General features: G+C 69.5%; 22 protein-coding genes. 2 read left to right on the top strand and 20 right to left on the bottom strand.

Features of this window, described 5'->3' with window-relative positions; translation table 11 throughout:
* Nucleotides 1-117: 117 nt before the first annotated feature.
* Nucleotides 118-1,224 carry a 23S rRNA (adenine(2503)-C(2))-methyltransferase RlmN gene (rlmN, locus tag OG798_RS36870; protein WP_261689986.1) on the bottom strand — a complete coding sequence of 369 codons (1,107 nt, stop codon included), beginning with the start codon at nt 1,222-1,224 and terminating at the stop codon, nt 118-120.
* A gap of 187 nt (nt 1,225-1,411) precedes the next feature.
* Between rlmN and OG798_RS36865 the strand changes: the two genes are divergently transcribed.
* A complete protein-coding gene (locus tag OG798_RS36865) occupies nt 1,412-1,780 on the top strand; it encodes a DUF6479 family protein (RefSeq protein WP_095852371.1) in 369 nt (122 codons plus the stop codon).
* A gap of 100 nt (nt 1,781-1,880) precedes the next feature.
* Here OG798_RS36865 and OG798_RS36860 read toward each other — a convergent pair whose 3' ends face one another.
* The 5 genes from OG798_RS36860 to rpsB all read right to left on the bottom strand — a co-directional run bounded on the left by OG798_RS36860 (nt 1,881) and on the right by rpsB (nt 6,550).
* A complete protein-coding gene (locus OG798_RS36860; protein ID WP_097224658.1) occupies nt 1,881-3,011 on the bottom strand; it encodes a phosphatidate cytidylyltransferase in 1,131 nt (376 codons plus the stop codon).
* The gene (frr, locus tag OG798_RS36855; RefSeq protein ID WP_054235439.1) at nt 3,011-3,568 is read right to left on the bottom strand and encodes a ribosome recycling factor; all 558 of its coding nucleotides are present in this window, start codon (nt 3,566-3,568) and stop codon (nt 3,011-3,013) included. The genes OG798_RS36860 and frr overlap by 1 nt, the downstream gene beginning before the upstream one ends.
* Nucleotides 3,569-3,738: 170 nt before the next feature.
* The gene (pyrH, locus tag OG798_RS36850) at nt 3,739-4,509 is read right to left on the bottom strand and encodes a UMP kinase (RefSeq protein ID WP_054235346.1); all 771 of its coding nucleotides are present in this window, start codon (nt 4,507-4,509) and stop codon (nt 3,739-3,741) included.
* A gap of 179 nt (nt 4,510-4,688) precedes the next feature.
* A complete protein-coding gene (tsf, locus tag OG798_RS36845; protein ID WP_095852373.1) occupies nt 4,689-5,525 on the bottom strand; it encodes a translation elongation factor Ts in 837 nt (278 codons plus the stop codon).
* Between the two features lie 95 nt (nt 5,526-5,620).
* Nucleotides 5,621-6,550, bottom strand: a complete 930-nt coding sequence (rpsB, locus tag OG798_RS36840) for a 30S ribosomal protein S2 (RefSeq protein ID WP_121414908.1) — start codon at nt 6,548-6,550, stop codon at nt 5,621-5,623.
* Between the two features lie 270 nt (nt 6,551-6,820).
* On the opposite strand from rpsB, the gene OG798_RS36835 reads away from it, so the two are divergent.
* The gene (locus OG798_RS36835; RefSeq protein ID WP_257016565.1) at nt 6,821-7,441 is read left to right on the top strand and encodes a M23 family metallopeptidase; all 621 of its coding nucleotides are present in this window, start codon (nt 6,821-6,823) and stop codon (nt 7,439-7,441) included.
* A 304-nt stretch (nt 7,442-7,745) separates the two neighbouring features.
* Here OG798_RS36835 and OG798_RS36830 read toward each other — a convergent pair whose 3' ends face one another.
* The 14 genes from OG798_RS36830 to rimM all read right to left on the bottom strand — a co-directional run bounded on the left by OG798_RS36830 (nt 7,746) and on the right by rimM (nt 19,083).
* Nucleotides 7,746-8,303, bottom strand: coding sequence for a TetR/AcrR family transcriptional regulator (locus OG798_RS36830; RefSeq protein WP_095852376.1), 558 nt, complete (start codon nt 8,301-8,303; stop codon nt 7,746-7,748).
* A 143-nt stretch (nt 8,304-8,446) separates the two neighbouring features.
* Nucleotides 8,447-9,289, bottom strand: coding sequence for an RNA polymerase sigma factor WhiG (gene whiG / locus OG798_RS36825; RefSeq protein ID WP_067371119.1), 843 nt, complete (start codon nt 9,287-9,289; stop codon nt 8,447-8,449).
* 272 nt (nt 9,290-9,561) lie between these two features.
* Entirely contained in the window at nt 9,562-10,710 is a 1,149-nt protein-coding gene (gene dprA, locus OG798_RS36820; protein WP_328758344.1) for a DNA-processing protein DprA, read from the bottom strand.
* Entirely contained in the window at nt 10,707-12,326 is a 1,620-nt protein-coding gene (locus OG798_RS36815) for a YifB family Mg chelatase-like AAA ATPase (RefSeq protein ID WP_095852378.1), read from the bottom strand. Before OG798_RS36815 ends, dprA begins: the two co-directional genes overlap by 4 nt.
* Nucleotides 12,326-12,697 (bottom strand): YraN family protein, encoded by a 372-nt coding sequence (locus OG798_RS36810; protein WP_095852379.1) that lies wholly within the window; start codon nt 12,695-12,697, stop codon nt 12,326-12,328. Before OG798_RS36810 ends, OG798_RS36815 begins: the two co-directional genes overlap by 1 nt.
* A gap of 117 nt (nt 12,698-12,814) precedes the next feature.
* Nucleotides 12,815-13,123, bottom strand: coding sequence for a DUF2469 domain-containing protein (locus tag OG798_RS36805; RefSeq protein WP_003965949.1), 309 nt, complete (start codon nt 13,121-13,123; stop codon nt 12,815-12,817).
* A gap of 55 nt (nt 13,124-13,178) precedes the next feature.
* Entirely contained in the window at nt 13,179-13,709 is a 531-nt protein-coding gene (locus OG798_RS36800; protein WP_328758343.1) for an NUDIX hydrolase, read from the bottom strand.
* On the bottom strand, nt 13,699-14,442 hold the full coding sequence (lepB, locus tag OG798_RS36795; RefSeq protein ID WP_075031230.1) for a signal peptidase I: 744 nt from the start codon (nt 14,440-14,442) through the stop codon (nt 13,699-13,701). The genes OG798_RS36800 and lepB (OG798_RS36795) overlap by 11 nt, the downstream gene beginning before the upstream one ends.
* An 81-nt stretch (nt 14,443-14,523) precedes the next feature.
* Nucleotides 14,524-15,471 (bottom strand): signal peptidase I, encoded by a 948-nt coding sequence (lepB, locus tag OG798_RS36790; RefSeq protein WP_095852382.1) that lies wholly within the window; start codon nt 15,469-15,471, stop codon nt 14,524-14,526.
* Nucleotides 15,356-16,438 (bottom strand): signal peptidase I, encoded by a 1,083-nt coding sequence (lepB, locus tag OG798_RS36785; RefSeq protein WP_120985395.1) that lies wholly within the window; start codon nt 16,436-16,438, stop codon nt 15,356-15,358. The genes lepB (OG798_RS36790) and lepB (OG798_RS36785) overlap by 116 nt, the downstream gene beginning before the upstream one ends.
* A complete protein-coding gene (gene lepB / locus OG798_RS36780) occupies nt 16,431-17,147 on the bottom strand; it encodes a signal peptidase I (protein ID WP_328758342.1) in 717 nt (238 codons plus the stop codon). The genes lepB (OG798_RS36785) and lepB (OG798_RS36780) overlap by 8 nt, the downstream gene beginning before the upstream one ends.
* A 45-nt stretch (nt 17,148-17,192) precedes the next feature.
* Complete coding sequence (rplS, locus tag OG798_RS36775; RefSeq protein WP_054235359.1) at nt 17,193-17,543, bottom strand: 50S ribosomal protein L19; 351 nt, start codon at nt 17,541-17,543, stop codon at nt 17,193-17,195.
* Nucleotides 17,544-17,674: 131 nt separating this feature from the next.
* A complete protein-coding gene (trmD, locus tag OG798_RS36770) occupies nt 17,675-18,496 on the bottom strand; it encodes a tRNA (guanosine(37)-N1)-methyltransferase TrmD (protein ID WP_097224661.1) in 822 nt (273 codons plus the stop codon).
* Nucleotides 18,496-19,083 carry a ribosome maturation factor RimM gene (gene rimM, locus OG798_RS36765; protein WP_095852385.1) on the bottom strand — a complete coding sequence of 196 codons (588 nt, stop codon included), beginning with the start codon at nt 19,081-19,083 and terminating at the stop codon, nt 18,496-18,498. Before rimM ends, trmD begins: the two co-directional genes overlap by 1 nt.
* Nucleotides 19,084-19,162 lie beyond the last annotated feature (79 nt).

Raw genomic sequence — 19,162 nt, 5'->3', positions numbered from 1 at the left:
AGAATGACCTGGGCAAGGTTCTGAGGGTCTGCGGCCCACCGGTGCTCCGGCTACCGCACTCTCAGCGCTGTGGCGCTCCCCTGTCGGAATATGAAGATGTGGTTGGACCTCGCCAGATTACCGCTCGGTGGCGGCGAGCTGACCACAGGCTCCGTCGATCTCCTGGCCCCGGGTGTCCCGGACGGTCACCGGCACCCCATGAGCCGCGATCGCCTCGACGAACGCCTTCTCGTCCTCGGGCCGCGAGGCGGTCCACTTCGAACCCGGTGTCGGGTTCAGCGGGATGAGGTTGACGTGTACAGGCTTACCCCTGAGCAGCCGCCCGAGCCGGTCACCACGCCATGCCTGGTCGTTGATGTCCCGGATGAGGGCGTACTCGATGGACAGCCGGCGTCCGGACTTGGCCGCGTACTCCCAGCCGGCGTCCAGCACCTCGCGCACCTTCCACCGCGTGTTGACGGGGACAAGGGTGTCGCGCAGTTCGTCGTCCGGGGCGTGCAGCGAGATGGCGAGGCGGCACTTGAAGCCCTCGTCGGAGAACCGGTGGATGGCGGGCACCAGCCCGACCGTCGACACGGTGATCCCGCGCTGCGAGAGCCCGAGCCCGTCCGGCTCCGGGTCGGTGAGCGCGCGGATGGCGCCCACGACCCGCTTGTAGTTGGCGAGCGGTTCGCCCATACCCATGAAGACGATGTTGCTCAGCCGCGCCGGGCCGCCCGGGATCTCGCCGTCCCTGAGGGCCCGCATCCCGTCCACGATCTGGTGCACGATCTCGCCCGTGGACAGGTTCCGGTCCAGGCCTGCCTGTCCGGTGGCGCAGAACGGGCAGTTCATCCCGCAGCCCGCCTGCGAGCTGATGCACATGGTCACCCGGTCCGGGTAGCGCATCAGCACGGACTCGACGAGTGTGCCGTCGAACAGGCGCCACAGCGTCTTGCGGGTGGTGTCCTGGTCGGTCGACAGATGCCGCACGACCGTCATCAGCTCGGGAAGCAGCGCCTCCTGGAGCTTGCCGCGCGCGGCGGCCGGGATGTCCGTCCACTGCGCGGGGTCGTGCGCGTACCGCGCGAAGTAGTGCTGCGAGAGCTGCTTGGCGCGAAACGGCTTCTCACCGATCGCGGCAACCGCCTCTTTGCGCTCGGCGGGCGTGAGGTCGGCGAGGTGCCGCGGCGGCTTCTTGGCTCCGCGGGGGGCGACGAATGTGAGTTCTCCGGGCTTAGGCATGGCCATACCAGTGTCGCAGATCGAATTACGTGACCCGGGCCGCGAGCCGTGCGGGGCGCCACCCGGCTGCCGGATCCACATCCCGCCGAGGACAGCAGCCCGGTTCGAAGCCGCCGGCCCGTCGAAGTACGGCACAGGCCGGTCGGGGTGGCAGGTTCGTTGGGTAATTTGAGGGTATTTGCCTTATATGAGTACTGCATCGACGATGTATTTGGCGGAGCCCAGCGGCCTGATCAGCCTGGCGCTGTTCTTGATCGCCGTGGCACTCATCACACTCCTGGGCGGCAGCTTCTGGCTGAGCTGCCGCATGCGGACCCGCGCACCGCGTCTGCCACGCGCCGAGGAACAGCCGCACATGCCTCAGGGGGGGCCGGTCCGCGAGATGCGGGAGGTCCGGGAGGCCGCCGAGGTACCCAAGGTGGCCAAGGGACAGCACGCTCTCACCCCGTACGAGCTGACCCACATGTCGACCCGCACGAGCGCGTCGCAGAAGCGAGAGCGCTGGCACGACGGCGGCAGCGGCTCGTTCGGCAGCGGTGGACTGGGTCACCACTGACCCCGGGCCGTCGGCCACCCGGCGAGAAGCCGTCGGCCCCCGACGAAAAGGGGCCCGCCGTCACCGTGGACGACGAGCCCCTCACCGACATGCGCGCAGGTCAGCCGGATCCCACGAAGAGCACCAACAGCAGCCAGACCACCGGCGCCGTCGGCAGGAGCGAGTCCAGCCGGTCCATGATGCCGCCATGACCCGGCAGCAGGGTGCCCATGTCCTTGATGCCCAGGTCCCGCTTGATCATGGACTCACCGAGGTCACCGAGCGTGGCGGTGGCCGCGACCGCGAAGCCCAGGATCAGCCCCTGCCACCACGTGCCGCCCTCGATCAGGTACTGCATGCACAGCGCGCCCCCGACCATCGCGAAGGTGACCGCTCCGAAGAGGCCCTCACGGGTCTTGCCGGGGCTGATGCGCGGTGCCAGCTTGTGCTTGCCGAAGCGCCAGCCGATCGCGTACGCACCCGTGTCGCTGACGACCGTCAGCAGCAGGAACGTCAGGACGCGGCGCGGACCGTCGTCGGCGGTCAGCATCATGGCCACGAACGTCGCCAGGAACGGCACGTAGAAAGCCGCGAAGACGCCCGCCGTGACGTCCTTGAGATAGCCCTCGGGCGGTTCCGTCATCCGCCAGACCAGGACCGCCAGCGCGGTGAGCGCCATCGCCACCCACGCGCCCTCGGCGCCCCGGACGTAGCCGGAGACGACCATCGCCGCACCGCCCACCGCGAGCGGGACGAGCGGCGCCTTGATGCCCTTGCGCTCCTCGAGCCGTGATGTGAGCTCCCACAGGCCCACCACCACGGCGACCGCTATGACCCCGACGAACACGGCCTTGACGACGAACAACGACGCGACGATCACCGCACCGAGCCCGACGCCGACCCCTATCGCGGCACCCAGATCGCGTCCCGCACTCTTCTTCTGCGGTGCGGGGGCGGGCTGTGGGACGGGGCTGGGCATGGGCTCCTGCGGCTTCTGCGAAGGGGTCCCGAGGGATCCCGCCGACGGGGTGTCGTCGCGGAACAGGGGGCCGCTCAGCCGAGCGGCCCCCCGGTCGTCATCCTGGTCTCCGCCATGTGCGGGTACGTCGGGCGCGATGGGCATGGGGCGAGTCTGCTGCGCGTTATGCGCATCGTATGCGGGACCCGCCGGGGCTGCCCCCTGGACAGGCCCCTGCTCGGACGGCCCCCAGTACCCGGCTTGTGGCGGCGCCCCCCAGGAAGAGTCGTTCATCAGACCTCGAGCAGCTCCGCTTCCTTGTGCTTCAGGAGCTCGTCCACCTGAGCGACGTACTTCGCGGTGGTGTCGTCGAGCTCCTTCTCCGCGCGGCGGCCCTCGTCCTCGCCGACCTCGCCATCCTTGATCAGCTTGTCGATGGCGTCCTTGGCCTTGCGGCGGACCGAGCGGATGGACACCTTGGCGTCCTCGCCCTTGGTCTTGGCGACCTTGATGTAGTCCTTGCGGCGCTCCTCGGTCAGCTCGGGGAACACCACTCGGATGATGTTGCCGTCGTTGCTCGGGTTGACGCCCAGGTCGGAGTCGCGGATCGCCTGCTCGATGTTGCGCATCGCGCTCTTGTCGAACGGGGTCACCACGGCCATGCGCGGCTCCGGCACCGAGAACGAGGCCAGCTGGTTGATCGGCGTCAGCGCGCCGTAGTAGTCGGCCACGATCTTGTTGAACATCGCCGGGTGCGCACGGCCGGTGCGGATCGCGGCGAAGTCCTCCTTGGCGACCACGACGGCCTTCTCCATCTTCTCCTCGGCCTCGAGGAGGGTCTCTTCGATCACCACTTGCTCCTGCGTGTCTTGAGTAGGCCCGGCAGCTGCTCCTCGTCGGGGTGGCGGCCGGCTGCGTCGCGTCTTATTCCTGCACGGTTCCGGACCGGCAGGACATTGTCCATCCCCCGGTCAGGGTCCGTCCTCGGCCCGGGCTTGTCCCCGGCCGAGGTCGGTCCCGGTCAGGCCCGGCCGCTTTGGTCACCCACGAGTGTGCCGATCTTCTCACCCTTGACGGCCCGCGCGATATTGCCCTCCGCCAGGAGCTCGAAGACCAGGATCGGCAGCTTGTTGTCGCGGCACAGCGTGATGGCGGTCATGTCGGCGACCTTGAGGTCGCGCGTGATGACCTCGCCGTAGCCGAGCGAGTCGAACTTGACGGCCTCGGGGTTGGTCTTGGGGTCGGAGTCGTAGACCCCGTCCACGCCGTTCTTGCCCATCAGCAGGGCCTCGGCGTCGATCTCCAGGGCGCGCTGGGCGGCGGTGGTGTCGGTGGAGAAGTACGGCATGCCCATACCGGCGCCGAAGATGACCACACGGCCCTTCTCCAGGTGCCGTACGGCGCGCAGCGGGATGTACGGCTCGGCGACCTGGCCCATGGTGATGGCGGTCTGCACGCGGCTGTCGATGCCCTCCTTCTCCAGGAAGTCCTGGAGGGCGAGGCAGTTCATGACCGTGCCGAGCATGCCCATGTAGTCGGACCGGGCCCGGTCCATGCCGCGCTGCTGGAGCTCGGCGCCGCGGAAGAAGTTGCCGCCGCCGATGACGACGGCGATCTGGGCGCCGCCGCGCACGACGGCCGCGATCTCGCGGGCGATCTTGTGCACCACGTCGGGGTCGACGCCCAGTCCGCCGCCTCCGGCGAACGCCTCGCCGGAAAGCTTCAGCAGAAAGCGGCCCGCGCCTTTGCCGTCGTCGGTCTTCTCGCCCTTGTCGGCCTGGGTGGTGGTCATGGAGATCTCCTCATGGTGCACATACGAAGAAGGCCATTGCCGGTGGGGTGTTGTCTCCCATACGCGGCAATGGCCTCCTCGTCAGATCTGCTGTCGTCCGTCACGCACGCGCGCGTGTCGGCGTACGCGGACGACTGCTGCCGACCCTATAGGGGTCGCGCGTCGATCGCGGTACGGACTCAGATGCCGACCTTGATGCGCACGAAGCGCTTCAGGGTGACACCGGCCTCGTCCAGGACCTTCTGGACGGACTTCTTGTTGTCGAGCGCATACGGCTGACCGAGGAGGGTGGCCTCCTTGAAGAAGCCGTTGACGCGACCCTCGACGATCTTCGGGAGGGCGGCCTCGGGCTTGCCCTCGGCGCGGGTGGTCTCCTCGGCGACGCGGCGCTCGGACTCGACGACCTCGGCCGGGACGTCCTCCTTGGAGAGGTACTTCGGCGCGAAGGCGGCGATGTGCTGCGCGACACCCTTGGCGAGGTCGGCGTCGGCCTTGTCCAGCTCGACCAGGACACCGATCTGCGGGGGCAGGTCGGGCATGGTGCGGTGCATGTACGCGGTCACGTAGGCACCGGAGAACTGGGCGAAGCGGTCCAGGACGATCTTCTCGCCCAGGTTGGCGTTGGCCTCGTCGACGAACGCCTGAACCGTCTTGCCGGGCACGATCTCGGAGCCGAGCAGCGCCTCGAGGTCGGCCGGCGACGTCTTGACGACGTGCTGGGCGATCTCGTTGGCGACGGCCTGGAACTTCTCACCCTTGGCGACGAAGTCCGTCTCGCACTTCAGCTCGACCAGGACACCGGAGGTGTTGTCGTCAGCGATGATGGAGACCACGGCGCCGTTCTCGGCGGAGCGGCCTTCGCGCTTGGCGACGCCCTTCTGGCCCTTGATGCGCAGCGCCTCGACGGCCTTGTCGACGTTGCCGTCGGCCTCGTCCAGCGCCTTCTTGCAGTCCATCATGCCGGCGCCGGTGAGCTCACGGAGCTTCTTGACGTCGGCGGCGGTGTAGTTCGCCATGATTCCTGGAATCTCTCTCGAAGTCTGAAGATCTACGGGCCGAACGGCGGGGGCTCGGTGTGCCCCCGCCGTTCGTGACCCGAAGGGGTGAGGGGTCAGGCCTGCTCGGCGTCCGCGGCCGGGGCCTCGGCGACGGGGGCCTCGGCGGCCGGGGCCTCGACAGCGGCCTCGGCCTCGGCGACAACCTCGGCCTGCTCGGCGTCGGCGACCTTCTCCGTCTCGGCGGAGGTCTGGACCTCGGCGTCGTCGGACTTCTTCTCGCCCTCGAGCAGGTCGCGCTCCCACGCGGCGAGCGGCTCGCCCGCGGCCTTGTCACCCTCGGCCTTGCCGGCACCGGAACGGGAGATGAGGCCCTCGGCGACGGCGTCGGCGATCACGCGGGTGAGCAGGGTGACGGAGCGGATCGCGTCGTCGTTGCCCGGGATCTTGTAGTCGACCTCGTCGGGGTCGCAGTTGGTGTCGAGGATGGCGACGACCGGGATGTTGAGCTTCCGGGCCTCACCGACCGCGATGTGCTCCTTCTTGGTGTCCACGATCCAGACGGCGCTGGGCACCTTCTGCATCTCGCGGATACCACCAAGGGTCTTCTCCAGCTTGGCCTTCTCGCGCGAGAGCACGAGAAGCTCCTTCTTGGTCAGACCGGAAGCGGCGACGTCCTCGAAGTCGATCTGCTCGAGCTCCTTGAGGCGCTGCAGACGCTTGTAGACGGTGGAGAAGTTGGTGAGCATGCCGCCCAGCCAGCGCTGGTTGACGTAGGGCATGCCGACGCGGGTGGCCTGCTCGGCGATGGCCTCCTGCGCCTGCTTCTTCGTGCCGACGAACATGACCGTGCCGCCGTGGGCGACGGTCTCCTTGACGAACTCGTAGGCGCGGTCGATGTACGACAGCGACTGGAGCAGGTCGATGATGTAGATGCCGTTGCGCTCCGTGAAGATGAAGCGCTTCATCTTCGGGTTCCAGCGACGGGTCTGGTGACCGAAGTGGACGCCGCTTTCCAGCAGCTCCCGCATCGTGACGACGGCCATGGCCGTTCTCCTTGGTGTTCTCGGTTGTGCCGCGCGTGCCGGACGGCACTCGCGCCTGACGCCCGCGATGCGCCTTGCCACGAGGGACCGAGGGGCGCTGACACCGGCTTTTGATGGCCGGTTGTCGGGGCGTGCGAAGTCGACCCGGTGACCCGGATCGCCACGAGAAGTGTACGGGACCCGGAAGGTGCAGGGTGACGCCGCTGTCCACAACCGGCCGGTGGTCCACAGATCCCGGCCATGATCCGTCAGATGCGGGACCGTTCTCGCATGCGAGAGAAACGATGTGTGCGCACGTGGCTGGGGTTGCTGTTGGGAATGACGGTGACCGTGCTGGGCGCGACCGTGGTGGGTGCGCTGCCCCCCTCAGCCCTGGCCCGGGCGAACGGTCCGGCGCCGCCGTCCCCCGCCGGTCCACCGGCCCCCGACACGACGGTTGTGCCGCTCGCCCGCCTCTGGCCGGTGGGTCTGCGCCCCTCGGTCCTGCGGGGTTGGGACCCGCCGGCGACGCCGTACGCCCGCGGCCATCGCGGGGTGGACCTCACGGCGTCCCCGGGCGCCCCGGTCCGCTCCGTCGCGGCCGGCCGCGTCTCCTTCGCGGGGCGGGTCGCGGGGCGTGGCGCGGTCGCCGTCGAACTGACGGGCACGGGCGCTCCGCCCCTGCGGACGACCTTCACCCCGGTACGGGCGACGGTGCACCAGGGCGACGAGGTGACCGCGGGTGAGGTACTGGGCACGCTCGAACCGGGCGACGCCCACTGCGCAACGCCTTGCCTGCACTGGGGCCTGCGAAGAGACAGAACCTACTTGAACCCCCTGTCCCTGCTCCCACCCTGGCTCCTGCACAGGGATCCGTCCCGCCTGCTCCCGGTGACGAGCGCGCAGCCGTGAGAAACGGGAGAACCACTGGCCGCGACCACGCCTCAGGCCTGGCTGCCCGGCTTGCGCGGACTCAGCCCCGCGTGGACATGTGCGACGAACACCCGAAACGCCGCTCGCCGACCGGCCTGTGCGGAGCCAGGACACGGGTGAGGCGTGGAGCCAGGACATGGCTGAGGCCAGGAGAGGCGTATTCATCCGCGGCAGGAGAGGCAACTCCATCCGCAGGGGGAGCGGCGCCTTCACACAAAGCCGGGCCGGGCCGGCCGCGCCGTCCGCGCCGTCGCCCGGCGCCGGGCACCCGGCGCGCAGGGGCTCAGCCGCGTACGCCCCGCAGCGCCATCCCCACCGCGGCGTCCGTGATCGCGCCGGGCTCCTCCGCGGCCCCCAGCTCGATCCTCCGGACCGCCGCGTCGACCACACCCTGCAGGAGCATCGCGGCCAGCCGGGGCTCGGCGTGGCCCATCTGCCGCAGCGCGTCGACGATCATCGCCACCAGCCCGCCGTGCGCCGCGCGGATCTTCTCCCGGGCCCCGGCATCGAGCTCACTCGCGGAGATGGCCACGACAGCCCGGTGCCGCCGGTCCCCGACCAGCGCCAACTGCTGCCGAACGTACGCCTCGACCTTGCCCTCGGGCCCGTCCGCCGCGGCCATCGCCGCCGAGACCTCCGCGGCCCAGACCGGAAAGTCCACCTCGCACAGCTCTTCGACCACGGCCGCCCGGGACCGGAAGTACTCGTACACGGAGGACCGCGCGAGCCCCGTGCGCTCGGCGAGGGCCGGGAAGGTCAGCGCCTCCGTCCCGCCCTCGGACAGCAGGGATCGGGCCGCATCCAGCAGGGCGGCTCGCTGCATCGACCGGTGCTCGGCCACGGAGGCCGCTCGAATCCTTGGCACGCCCTCCACTTTACGGACGGACCGCCCCGGACGGCAGTCACTCCCACCACCCGATGGGAACGCGCCAGCGAGGGGGAGTGACCGGGCAGGGACGATTCAGCAGCTTGCCCCGCTCGAGGTCAGCGCCCGAAACTCGCCAGCTTGGCGCGCAACTGCAGCACCGACTTGGTGTGGATCTGGCTCACCCGGCTCTCCGTCACTCCCAGCACGTTCCCGATCTCCGCGAGCGTCAGGCCCTCGTAGTAGTAGAGCGTGACCACGGTCTTCTCCCGCTCCGGCAGCGTGTTGATCGCCCGTGCCAGAAACCTCCGCAGCTCCCGGTCCTCGGCGACCTCCACCGGATTGTCCGCCGCGGTGTCCTCCAGCGTGTCCATCAGACTCAGCCGGCCACCGCCCTCGCCGCCGACGTGCAGCAACTCCTCCAGCGCCACCACGTTGGCCAGCGACAACTGGCTGAAGACCGCGTGGAGTTCCTCCACCCCGATCCCCATCTCGGAGGCCACCTCACCCTCCGACGGCGTGCGCCGCAGCCGAGCCTCGAGCGTCGCGTACGCACGCTCCACATTGCGCGCCTTCTGCCGCACCGACCGGGGGATCCAGTCCAGCGCCCGCAACTCGTCGATCATCGCGCCCCGGATCCGCGTGATCGCGTATGTTTCGAACTTGATCTCCCGCTCGATGTCGAACTTCTCGATCGCGTCGATCAGCCCGAACACCCCCGACGAGACGAAGTCGGCCTGCTCCACATTGGCCGGCAGACCCACGCTCACCCGCCCGGCGACGTACTTCACCAGCGGCGAGTAGTGCAGGATCAACTGCTCGCGCAGCCGCTCGTCCCCCGTCGCCTTGTACGACCGCCACAACTCGTCGAGCGTCGAGGGAGCGGGCGGGCGCACGCTACCGCCGTCGCGGGCAGCTGGGGGGATCGCCGCCCGATCGGACCCGGAGGTGTGCTGGGGCATTCGTCGCCTTGTGCCGTTCTGCCGTGAACTGGGGGTACCTGGGTGAGCTGTCGCGCTGATGTCGAGTTGCCTGTCCTGCGTCGGAATCCACGTGAGCGTAGCGTGACTGGAGCGTCGCAGTGCGCGAAGGGGAGCGGATCAATCGTGCGCAGATACGTTCCGCTGTGCGTCCCCCGGGGGCATGTTCGTCGCCCTCCGTGATCGCCGAGAGACATCAACTGCGGGAATTGCCAAGGCTGTCGGCGTTCGCCCGGACGGCCGAACACGCTCGGTCAGCACCCGCGACGATCACCGCGGACCGAGATCATTGCCTGGCGTGTCAACTTCCAGCCGTCGCCGTGTCGTTCGACGAAACCAAGTGATCGGAGTTCGTACAGCCTCGCGACCGCGTCGTCCGTGGTGGTCCCTGCCCCGCGGGCGATGTCCTCCGCTCCCGCCAGACCGCGCGCCGGCAGCGCGGCCAGCACACGTCCGGCGCCCGGATCCAGCAGGTCACGCGGCAGCACGGGCCCGCGCCGGTCCTGGGCCAGCTCGCCGATGTCGCCCACCAGTTCGGCGACGTCCGCGGCGTCCGTGACCAGGACCGCTTCGCCGCGCAGCAGCTCGTGCACCCCGGCCGACAGCCCGCTGGTGACCGGGCCCGGCACCCCCATCGCGAACCGCCCCAGCCGCTGCGCCGCCCGCGCCGTGACCAGTGCGCCACTGCGGTACGCGGCCTCGACGACCACGGTCCCCCGGGTGAGCGCGGCGATGACCCGGTTCCTGAGGATGAATCTGCTCGGCGTGGGGTGGTCGCCCGGCGGCAACTCCCCCACGACCAGCCCCTGTTCGGCGATCCTGGTGATCAACTCGGTGTGCCCGCGCGGATAGGGCCGGTCGACTCCGCAGGCCAGCACGGCGACGGTGGCGCCGCCCGCCCCGAGGGCGCCCCGGTGCGCGGCGCCGTCCACCCCGTAGGCACCGCCCGACACCACCACCCAGCCCCGCTCGGCGAGCCCGGCACCGAGCGTGCCCGCCATATGGGCGCCGTACTCGGTACAGGCCCGGGCTCCGACCACGGCGACCGAGCGCAGCGCCCATATCCGCAGGCTGGGCCGCCCCCGCACCCACAGACCGGTGGGACGCGTGTCGCCGAGGTCGTCGAGTTGCGCCGGCCACTCGGGGTCCCCGGGGCACACGAACCGGGTCCCCTCCTCACGCGCCACCGCGAGGTCCCGCTCCGGATCCGCCCGCTCCGCCCGGGCCCGCAGTCCCGCCCAGCGCTTGTCCGTCACTCCCCGTGGCTGCTCGCCGCCCGCGACGAGCCGCCGGACCGCCTCCGCGGCACCGACCGCCCGCAGCCAGCGCCCGCAGACCTCGTCGCCCGGTTCGATCACCCGCGCGAGGAAGGCCCGCCGGAGCCTCTCGTCCTCCTGGCTCACGACAGCGCGCCGATCGCCATCGGCACCCCACGGGGGACCCCGGTGCGCAGTTGCAGGGCGAGGGCGACGTCCGTCGCGCCGGGTCGGTCGTGTCCCACCAGGTCCGCGACGGTCCAGGCGACACGCAGCACCCGGTCGAGGCCGCGGGCGGTCAGCGCACCTCGCTCAAGGCTCCGCTCCGCCTCGTCCATCGCGCCCAGGGACGCGTACCAGCGGCTGCGCAGCTCCCGGCCCGGCACTTCGCTGTTCGTCCGCCAGGGCGTGTCCGCCAGCCGCGCGGCGGCCCGCTCCCTGGCCGCCCGCACCCGGTCGGCGACCGTCTCGGTGGATTCGCCCCGCGCACCGCGCTCGGTCAGCTCGGACCGGGTGACGCGGTCCACCTCGACTCGCAGGTCGACGCGGTCGAGCAGTGGCCCGGAGAGCCTGGCCTGGTAGCGGCGGATCATGGAGGGCGGGCACTCGCACAGGTCGTCCCGCTGCGAGAAACGGCCGCAAGGGCAGGGGTTCGCCGCCAGCACCATGAGGAACCGCGCCGGAAACCGCACCACCCCCGCACTGCGCGCGATCACCACATGCCCAGCCTCCAGAGGCTGACGCAGCGCATCGAGAGCCTGGCTGCCGAATTCTGGCGTTTCATCCAGAAAGAGCACCCCGCGGTGAGCCAGGGACACCGCGCCCGGCCGCGCGATCCCCTGGCCGCCGCCGACGAGGGCCTGCATGGTCGCCGAGTGGTGCGGGGCGCAGTAGGGAGCGATGTCGACCAGGGGTTTGCCCGGTGGCAGCAGGCCGGCGACCGAGTGGACGGCGGTGACCTCCAGGGATTCGCCCTTGGTGAGCCGCGGCAGGATGGCCGGCAGCCGCTCGGCGAGCATCGTCTTGCCCGCTCCCGGGGGACCTTCCAGGAAGAGGTGGTGGCCGCCCGCCGCCGCGACCTCCACGGCGGTCCGTGCCGAGTGCTGACCCACGACGTCGGCGAGGTCGTGGTCGTGCTGGGCCGCGCCCATGCTGTGCATGCCGGTGGCGGCGCCTGTGCCCGGCATCCGCAGTCCCGCCATCAGCGGATCCGGTCGCCCCTGCTCGTCCGGATCCTCCTCGGGCACCGGCTCGTCCGTGAGCACCGCGATCAGCTGGCGCAGACTGCGCACCCCGAGCACCGAGATCCCCGGTACGAGCGAGGCCTCGGCCGCCGCGCACTCGGGCACCACCACCTGCTCGTACCCGGCGTCCGCCGCGGCCAGGACCGCCGGCAGCACGCCCCGCACCGGCCGTACACGTCCGTCGAGGCCCAGCTCGCCGATCATCACGATGTCGGAGAGCACCCGGGGATCGATGCGTTCGGCGGCTCCCAGCACCGCGCAGGCGACGGCCAGGTCGAAACCGCTGCCGCCCTTGGGTACTGATGCCGGGCTCAGGCCGACCGTGAGCTTCTTCTGGGGCCACGCCGAGCCGGAGTTCACCACCGCCGCCCGGACCCGGTCCTTGCTCTCGGTCAGGCTCTTGTCGGGCAGGCCGACCAGGGTGAAGGCCGCGACGCCCGGCTCCAGGTCCGCCTGGACCTCGACGACCACGCCCTCGACGCCCACGAGGGCCACCGCACAGGTACGCGCGAATCCCATCAGGCCACCCCCCGCGCGTGCTCGACCACGGGGGCGCCGCGATCGGGAAGGACGACGCCGATCAGATCGATGCGGACGCCGCCGGGTGGTGCCCCGCCGTGTTCCTGGAGCCAGCGTTCGGCCAAGCCGCGCAGGCGCTGTGCCTTGGCCGGCGTGACGGCCGCCATCGGGTGCTCGAAGGCCCCCGCCTTGCGCGTCTTGACCTCGCAGACGACGAGCGCGTCCCCGTCCCGGGCCACGATGTCGATCTCGCCGGTCCTGCCGCCGCGCCAGTTGCGCGCCAGGACCGTCATCCCGGTCTCGGTCAGCCGCCGTGCGGCCAGATCCTCGCCGTACTTACCCAGTGCGTTGCGTGCCTCAGGTGTGTTCATGTCGGCACCACCTCCGGCGCCAACACTGAGGCCACTTCGACCGGCTATTGGATCTTGGTGGACAAACGGCCGACTGTGGACAACTCCCTCACCCTCACGAGGGTTCTTGGCCCGTCATCAACCGCCCGGCAGTTCCAGATCGCTCTTGTTCAGCTCCTCGATATTCACGTCCTTGAACGTGAGGACCCGTACCTGCTTCACGAAACGAGCAGGTCGGTACATGTCCCACACCCAGGCGTCCGCCATGGACACCTCGAAGAACACCTCGCCCTGGACCGAGTGCACCTGCATCTCGTAGTCGTTGGTGAGGTAGAAGCGCCGTTCGGTCTCGATCACATATTTGAACAGACCGACGACGTCGCGGTACTCCCGATAGAGCTTCAGCTCCATCTCGGTCTCGTACTTCTCGAGGTCCTCGGCGCTCATGGCATGTTCCCCTTCAGCCGTGCGTCCCCCTATTGTGCGCCAGCCCCGCGAGCCTCTAGACGATTTCGGTGTCGAGGATCTCGGGCCTGGCCGGAGGACCCTCGTCGAGCAGCCTGCGCAGCAGCCCGGCGAGTCTGGTCGGATACACCGTCTCATGTGCCTCGGTCAGTTCCCGGCACGTCCACCAGCGTGCTCCGGCGACACTGCGCCGTTCCAGCTCCGTCAGCCCGGCGGCGACGGTTCCCTTCTGGCTCGTACGGGCCAGGAAGTACCACTCGTCCTGGTCCCAGCGTCGCCCCGCGAACGGGAACGAACAGCTCCGCTGCCACAGCACCGGGCCCAGCTCGACCTCGGTGATGCCGGTCTCCTCCACGAGTTCCCGCAGCGCGGCCTCCTGGCGCGTCTCGTCGCCCTCGAGGCCCCCGCCGGGTGTGAACCACCAGTCGTCCGCCGGATCGTCCGGCTCGTGACCGTGCAGCAGCAGAATGCGGTCCTGCTCGTCGAGCAGCACGACCCGGGCCACCTTCCGGGGCCCGCCGCCGTCGGTGTCCTCGGCCGAACCTCCGTACGACGCCTCAGGCGGCACCGGCGAGCTCCGTACGCGTCCGGCCGCGCCGGCTCAGCCGCGTGGCGATCGGGCCGTACGCCGCCCCGCCCAGCACCAGCACCGCGCCGACCACGATGGCGGTCAGGACCAGCCGCAGCGGCCCGGGCGAGGAGATCCCGCCCAGTGTCTCGAAGCCCGTGGGGCGCGCCAGCATGCCGTCCATCGGCCAGGCGATGGCGTCCACCCGGCCCTTCACCGCGCTGCGCGCGACGGTGCCGTTGAAGGCCTCGGTGAGGTGGGCCGTGGAGTCCAGTGAGCCGCTGCGCTCGTCGCCGAGCAGGAAGAGCCGGTCCTTGGGTACCTCGACGGTCGGGATCTGGGTCGACTCCGCGGCCTGGCCCTTGGCGAGATACGGCTCGTCGATCTGCTTGCCGTTGACGGTCAGCTTGCCGTTCGTGCAGCAGGCGACCGTGTCACCACCGACCGCGACGACCCGCTTGACGAGGAGCATGTCGCCCCAGCTCTTCTGCTTGAAGACGATGACATCGCCGCGCTTGACGTCACCGCCGTCGATCCGCTGGGCCAGAATGCGATCGCCCGCCTTGATGGTCGGCACCATCGACTCGGTCGGCACGGTGTACGGCTGGTATTCGATCGCGCCCCAGGCGAAGCCGCCGAGAAAGAGCACACAGCCGAGGGCCACGGCCAACCCCGACAGCACGCTGCCGAGCCGCCCGCGGCCCTCGTCCGTACGACCTGACGTCCTGCTCATCCCAGTGCTCCCCCAACTCGGAGAATCGATCCCGCGGCCCCACCTGCGGGCCGCGGAAGATCGGCGATCTGGGACGGCACCCTACCCGGCGGTACCCCGACCAGAAACCCTCGGGTTTCCCGCGGTAAGGCGACGCCTGCGCCACAGCACCAGCGGCACCGCGCCGGCCAGCCCGAGCGCGCCCGGTGCGGCCGCGCTGAGGTTCTGGTCGAAGGTGTCGGGGATCGGCAGTGTGTCCCAGCGGGTGGGCGGCCAGGCGATCACGATGGCGCGGCCGACGACATTGCCCACCGGCACGAAGCCCTTGTGATCGTCCTGCTGGTGATAGCGCGAGTCCAGCGAGTTCTGCCGGTGGTCACCCATGACCCAGATTTTGCCTTTGGGTACCGTCACCTTGAACTGGCCGCCCTGGTCGTCGACGCTGCACGGGGTGTTCCCGGCGTAGACGTACGAGTCCTCGTTCAGTGCCTTGCCGTTGACCGTCAGCGGGCCGGTGCCCTTGCACTCGATCGTGTCACCGGCGACGCCGATGACCCGCTTGATGAGGTCCTTCTCGTTGGCGGACGGCATCAGGCCGATCTTGCTGAGGAACGTCTGCGCGGCGTTCGGGTTGGGCGTGGGCTCGCCCGCCAGCCAGTTGTCGGGGTCGTGGAAGACGACGACCTCGCCGCGCGAGGGCTCCGAACCGAACCACGGGGTGAGCTTGTCGACCAGGACCCGGTCGCCCTGCTGAAGGGTGTTCTGCATCGAGTCCGAGGGAATCGAGAACGCCTGGACCAGGAAGGTCTTGATCAGCAGCGCGAGAACGAGCGCGATACCGATGAGGAGCGGGAGCTCCTTCCAGAAGGAACGCGGCTTCTTGGGCTTCGGCTCCTGCTCGCCCTGCTCCTTCGTACCGCCGCCGTCCCCGGAGTCACTCCCGGAGCCCATGACGTCGTTCGTGGCCGGGGTGGCCGATCCGTCGGGTCGCTCCGGCTGCTCCTCGGGGCCATCGTGTCCGGATCGTGCGCCGACCGCCAAATCCCCCACATCCACTCCTCACTCCGTGCCGCCGCCTGCGCCGGATCCGGCGCAGGCCCACCACTCCCATAACGAGCGGGAGTTCCGCAGGGCTCGGGAGCGGGATCAATCGATTGAGATCCGCGGACGCCACCCTATGCGACGCGCCGAGAGCGGTTGCCGACCCGCTCGGTACGGACGCGAACGTGTCCGGTTCCTTCAGACGGGTCCAGTGTCCGAAGGGCCAGGCGATGACCATGGCTCTGCCGACGACCGAACTCTCGGAGACGGTACCGCCGTATTTCTCGGTGCGGTGGTAGCGGGAGTCGGCGGAGTTGGCTCGATGGTCGCCCATCACCCAGAGACGGCCCTTGGGCACGGTCTCTTCGAAGGGGAAGTCCGACGGCTTGTTCCCTGCTTGGATGTACGGCTCGTTGAGCGGCATGCCGTTGACGGTCACGCGCCCTTGGGTGTCGCAGCACTTGACGGTGTCGCCGCCGACCGCGACGACCCGCTTGATGAGGTCCTTGTCGTTGTCGGAGGGCAGCAGACCGATGGCCGTCAGGCCCTCTTTGACCTGCTTGACGACGACGGGGTCGTTCTTCTTGGTGGTCTTCTCCCCGGCCAGCCAGTTGCCGGGGTCCTTGAAGACGACGACGTCGCCGCGCTGGGGCTTGGAGCCGAACCATGGCGTGAACTTGTCGACGAGCACACGGTCGCCGATCTGGATCGTGTTCTCCATGGAGCCCGACGGGATCACGAAGGCCTGGACGAGGAAGGTCTTGAGGACCAGGGCTATGAGTACCGCGACGCCCACGAGGAGGGGTATCTCCTTGATGGCGGAGCGCCGTCGGCGCCGCTTGACCTTGCGCTGGAGCTTGCGGCGCTCGGCACGGCCGGGCCGGACGGCGCCGCCGGCGGCGCGCCGGGTACCGGTGGGCAGCAGGTTGTCGGCGGCGTGGTCGGAGACCCCACGTGGCCTGCCACGGTTACCCATGGGCACCGTCCGCGGTGGGCACACGCGCGTAGGCGGCGGCACGTTGCAGCCGGGTCCAGTGGCCCGTGGGCCAGGCGATCCAGTCGGCCCTGCCGATCACATCACCGACGGGGATCATGCCGCCGCCGGGAGACCCCAGGTGGTCGCGGGAGTCGCTCGAGTCGCTGCGGTGGTCACCGAGGAGAAACAGGCTGCCGGTGGGCACCACGACGTCGAAGGAGACGTCGGACGGGCTGTCCCCCGGGTACAGAAACGTCGACTCGTCGACCGACCGGCCGTTCACCTCGAGCCTCCCCTCCTTGTCGCAGCAGACCACGTGGTCTCCCCCCACACCCACGACGCGTTTGACGTAGTCGGCGTTCCCGAAATACTCAGTGCCGTCGAACACGACGACATCGCCCCGCCGCGGCTCAGCACCGAAACGGTACGCCAACTTATTTACGAGAACGCGGTCTCCGATCCTCAATCCGCGCTCCATCGAGCTGCTCGGAATCTCGAACGGCTGCATCACGAAGTTGCTGAACAGCACCAGGAACAGCAGACAGACCAGCACGGTCAGAGTGATCCGCCCCCCTGGGAGCCAGTCAGCGGCCCGGGCCACCAACGCGAAACGCGACCGTCCCTCCGGCCCCTCGGCGCCCGAGATGACCTCGGACTCAGTGGGGCGGGAGGAGCGGTCGCGCTCCGTGTGCTGTGCTTCGGTGTCCATCGGAGCCAGATGTTATCCGGCGTCCATGTGAACCCCTTCGCGAGCTCAGTTGTCGCGCTTCTCCTTGATCTTCGCGGCCTTGCCGCGCAGGTCACGCAGGTAGTACAGCTTCGCGCGACGCACGTCACCACGGGTGACGAGCTCGATCTTCTCGACGATCGGGGTGTGCACCGGGAAGGTACGCTCGACACCGACCGAGAAGGAGACCTTGCGGACCGTGAAGGTCTCGCGGACACCGGCGCCCTGGCGACGGATGACTACGCCCTTGAACTGCTGCACACGGGAGCGGTTGCCCTCGATGACGCGGACGTGGACGTTGACGGTGTCACCCGGGCGGAAGGCCGGGATGTCGCTGCGCAGCGACGCGCTGTCGACGGAGTCGAGCAGGTGAGACATTTCGTCTGCTTTCTTCGCTGATGCCACAGGTCATCAACGGGAGCTAGTTTTCCAAGAGGGTGCTGCCGCGTCGGGACGGGCGTCGTGTCCCCCTGTGGCAGGGGCGCCCGGTCTACGCAGACAACAGCGGCCTATTCTTCCACGGCCTCTGGTCTGCGCCAAAATCGACCGTCGGGTTCCGGCTGCCAGCCGAGGATCGAGAGCATCTCGCGGTCCTTCTTGTCGAAGACGGAAGGGTCGCAGCGCTCGATGAGGTCGGGCCTGTTCGCCGCCGTACGGCGCAGGGCCTCGTCGCGGCGCCAGCGGGCGATCTTCCCGTGGTGACCGCTGACCAGCACGTCGGGGATCTCGCGGCCGCGCCACGCCGGGGGCTTGGTGTAGACGGGCCCCTCCAGGAGGTTGGCCATGGCGCCGGGGGCGAACGAGTCGTCCCGGTGGGACTCGGCGTTGCCGAGAACACCCGGCAGCAGCCGTGCCACGGCCTCCGTGACGACGAGTACGGCCGCCTCTCCGCCGGCGAGTACGTAGTCGCCGATGGACACCTCGTAGACGGGCATCCGGGTCGCGTATTCGTCGATGACCCTGCGGTCGATGCCCTCGTAGCGGGCGGGCGTGAAGACCAGCCACGGTCGCTCGGAGAGTTCGACGGCGAGTTCCTGGGTGAAGGGGCGTCCGCTCGGAGTGGGGACGACCATGACGGGCCCGTGGGAGCCGGTCTCGTAGCCGTCGGCCAGGACGGAGTCCAGGGCGTCGCCCCAGGGCTCGGTCTTCATGACCATGCCGGGGCCGCCGCCGTACGGGGTGTCGTCGACCGTGTTGTGGCGGTCGTACGTCCATTCCCGAAGGTCGTGCACGTGCACGTTCAGTTGCCCGCGCGCGCGTGCCTTACCGACGAGCGAGACGTTGAGGGGTTCCAGGTACTCGGGGAAGATCGTGACGACGTCGAGCCGCATCAGGCGTCGGCCCCCGAGGAGTCTTCGTCGTCCTTGGCGGAGGCGTTTTCCGTGTCCCTGGAGGAGTCGATTTCCGCCTGGTCGTCGATCAGGCCCGGCGGCGGGTCGATGACGGCCCGCTGCTCCTCCAGGTCGATCTCGGTGACGATCTCCTCGACGAAGGGGATCAAGACCTCGGTCCCGTCGGGCCGCTCGACCACGAACAGGTCCTGCGAGGGCAGATGGGAGATCTCCGTGATCCGTCCGACCTCCATCCCGTCCTTGGTGACCACGTCCAGGTCCATCAGCTGGTGGTCGTAGTACTCGTCCGGGTCCTCGGGCTGCTGGTCCGGGTCCACCTCGGCGATCAGGAGGGTGTTGCGCAGCGCCTCGGCGGCGTTCCGGTCGCGTACGCCCGCGAAGCGCAGCAGCAGACGGCCGCTGTGCACCCGACCGGTCTCAATGGTCAGCGGTCCGGCGGAGGCCGGATCGGTGAGCAGGACGGCGCCGGGCCCGAGCCTGAGTTCCGGCTCGTCCGTACGGACCTCTACGGTGACCTCGCCCTTGATGCCGTGGGCGCGGCCGACGCGAGCGACTACCAGCTGCACTGTGCTTGATCTCCTGTCGATGTGCCTACGGCATGGGTTCGGGGACGACTACGGGCCGGGGACGGCTCGAAAGCCCTCC

It is taken from the genome of Streptomyces sp. NBC_00271, assembly GCF_036178845.1.
Classification (GTDB): Bacteria; Actinomycetota; Actinomycetes; order Streptomycetales; family Streptomycetaceae; genus Streptomyces.
The sequence above is the reverse complement of the archived record's forward strand: the minus strand, read 5'-3'. Positions and strand labels throughout refer to the sequence as shown.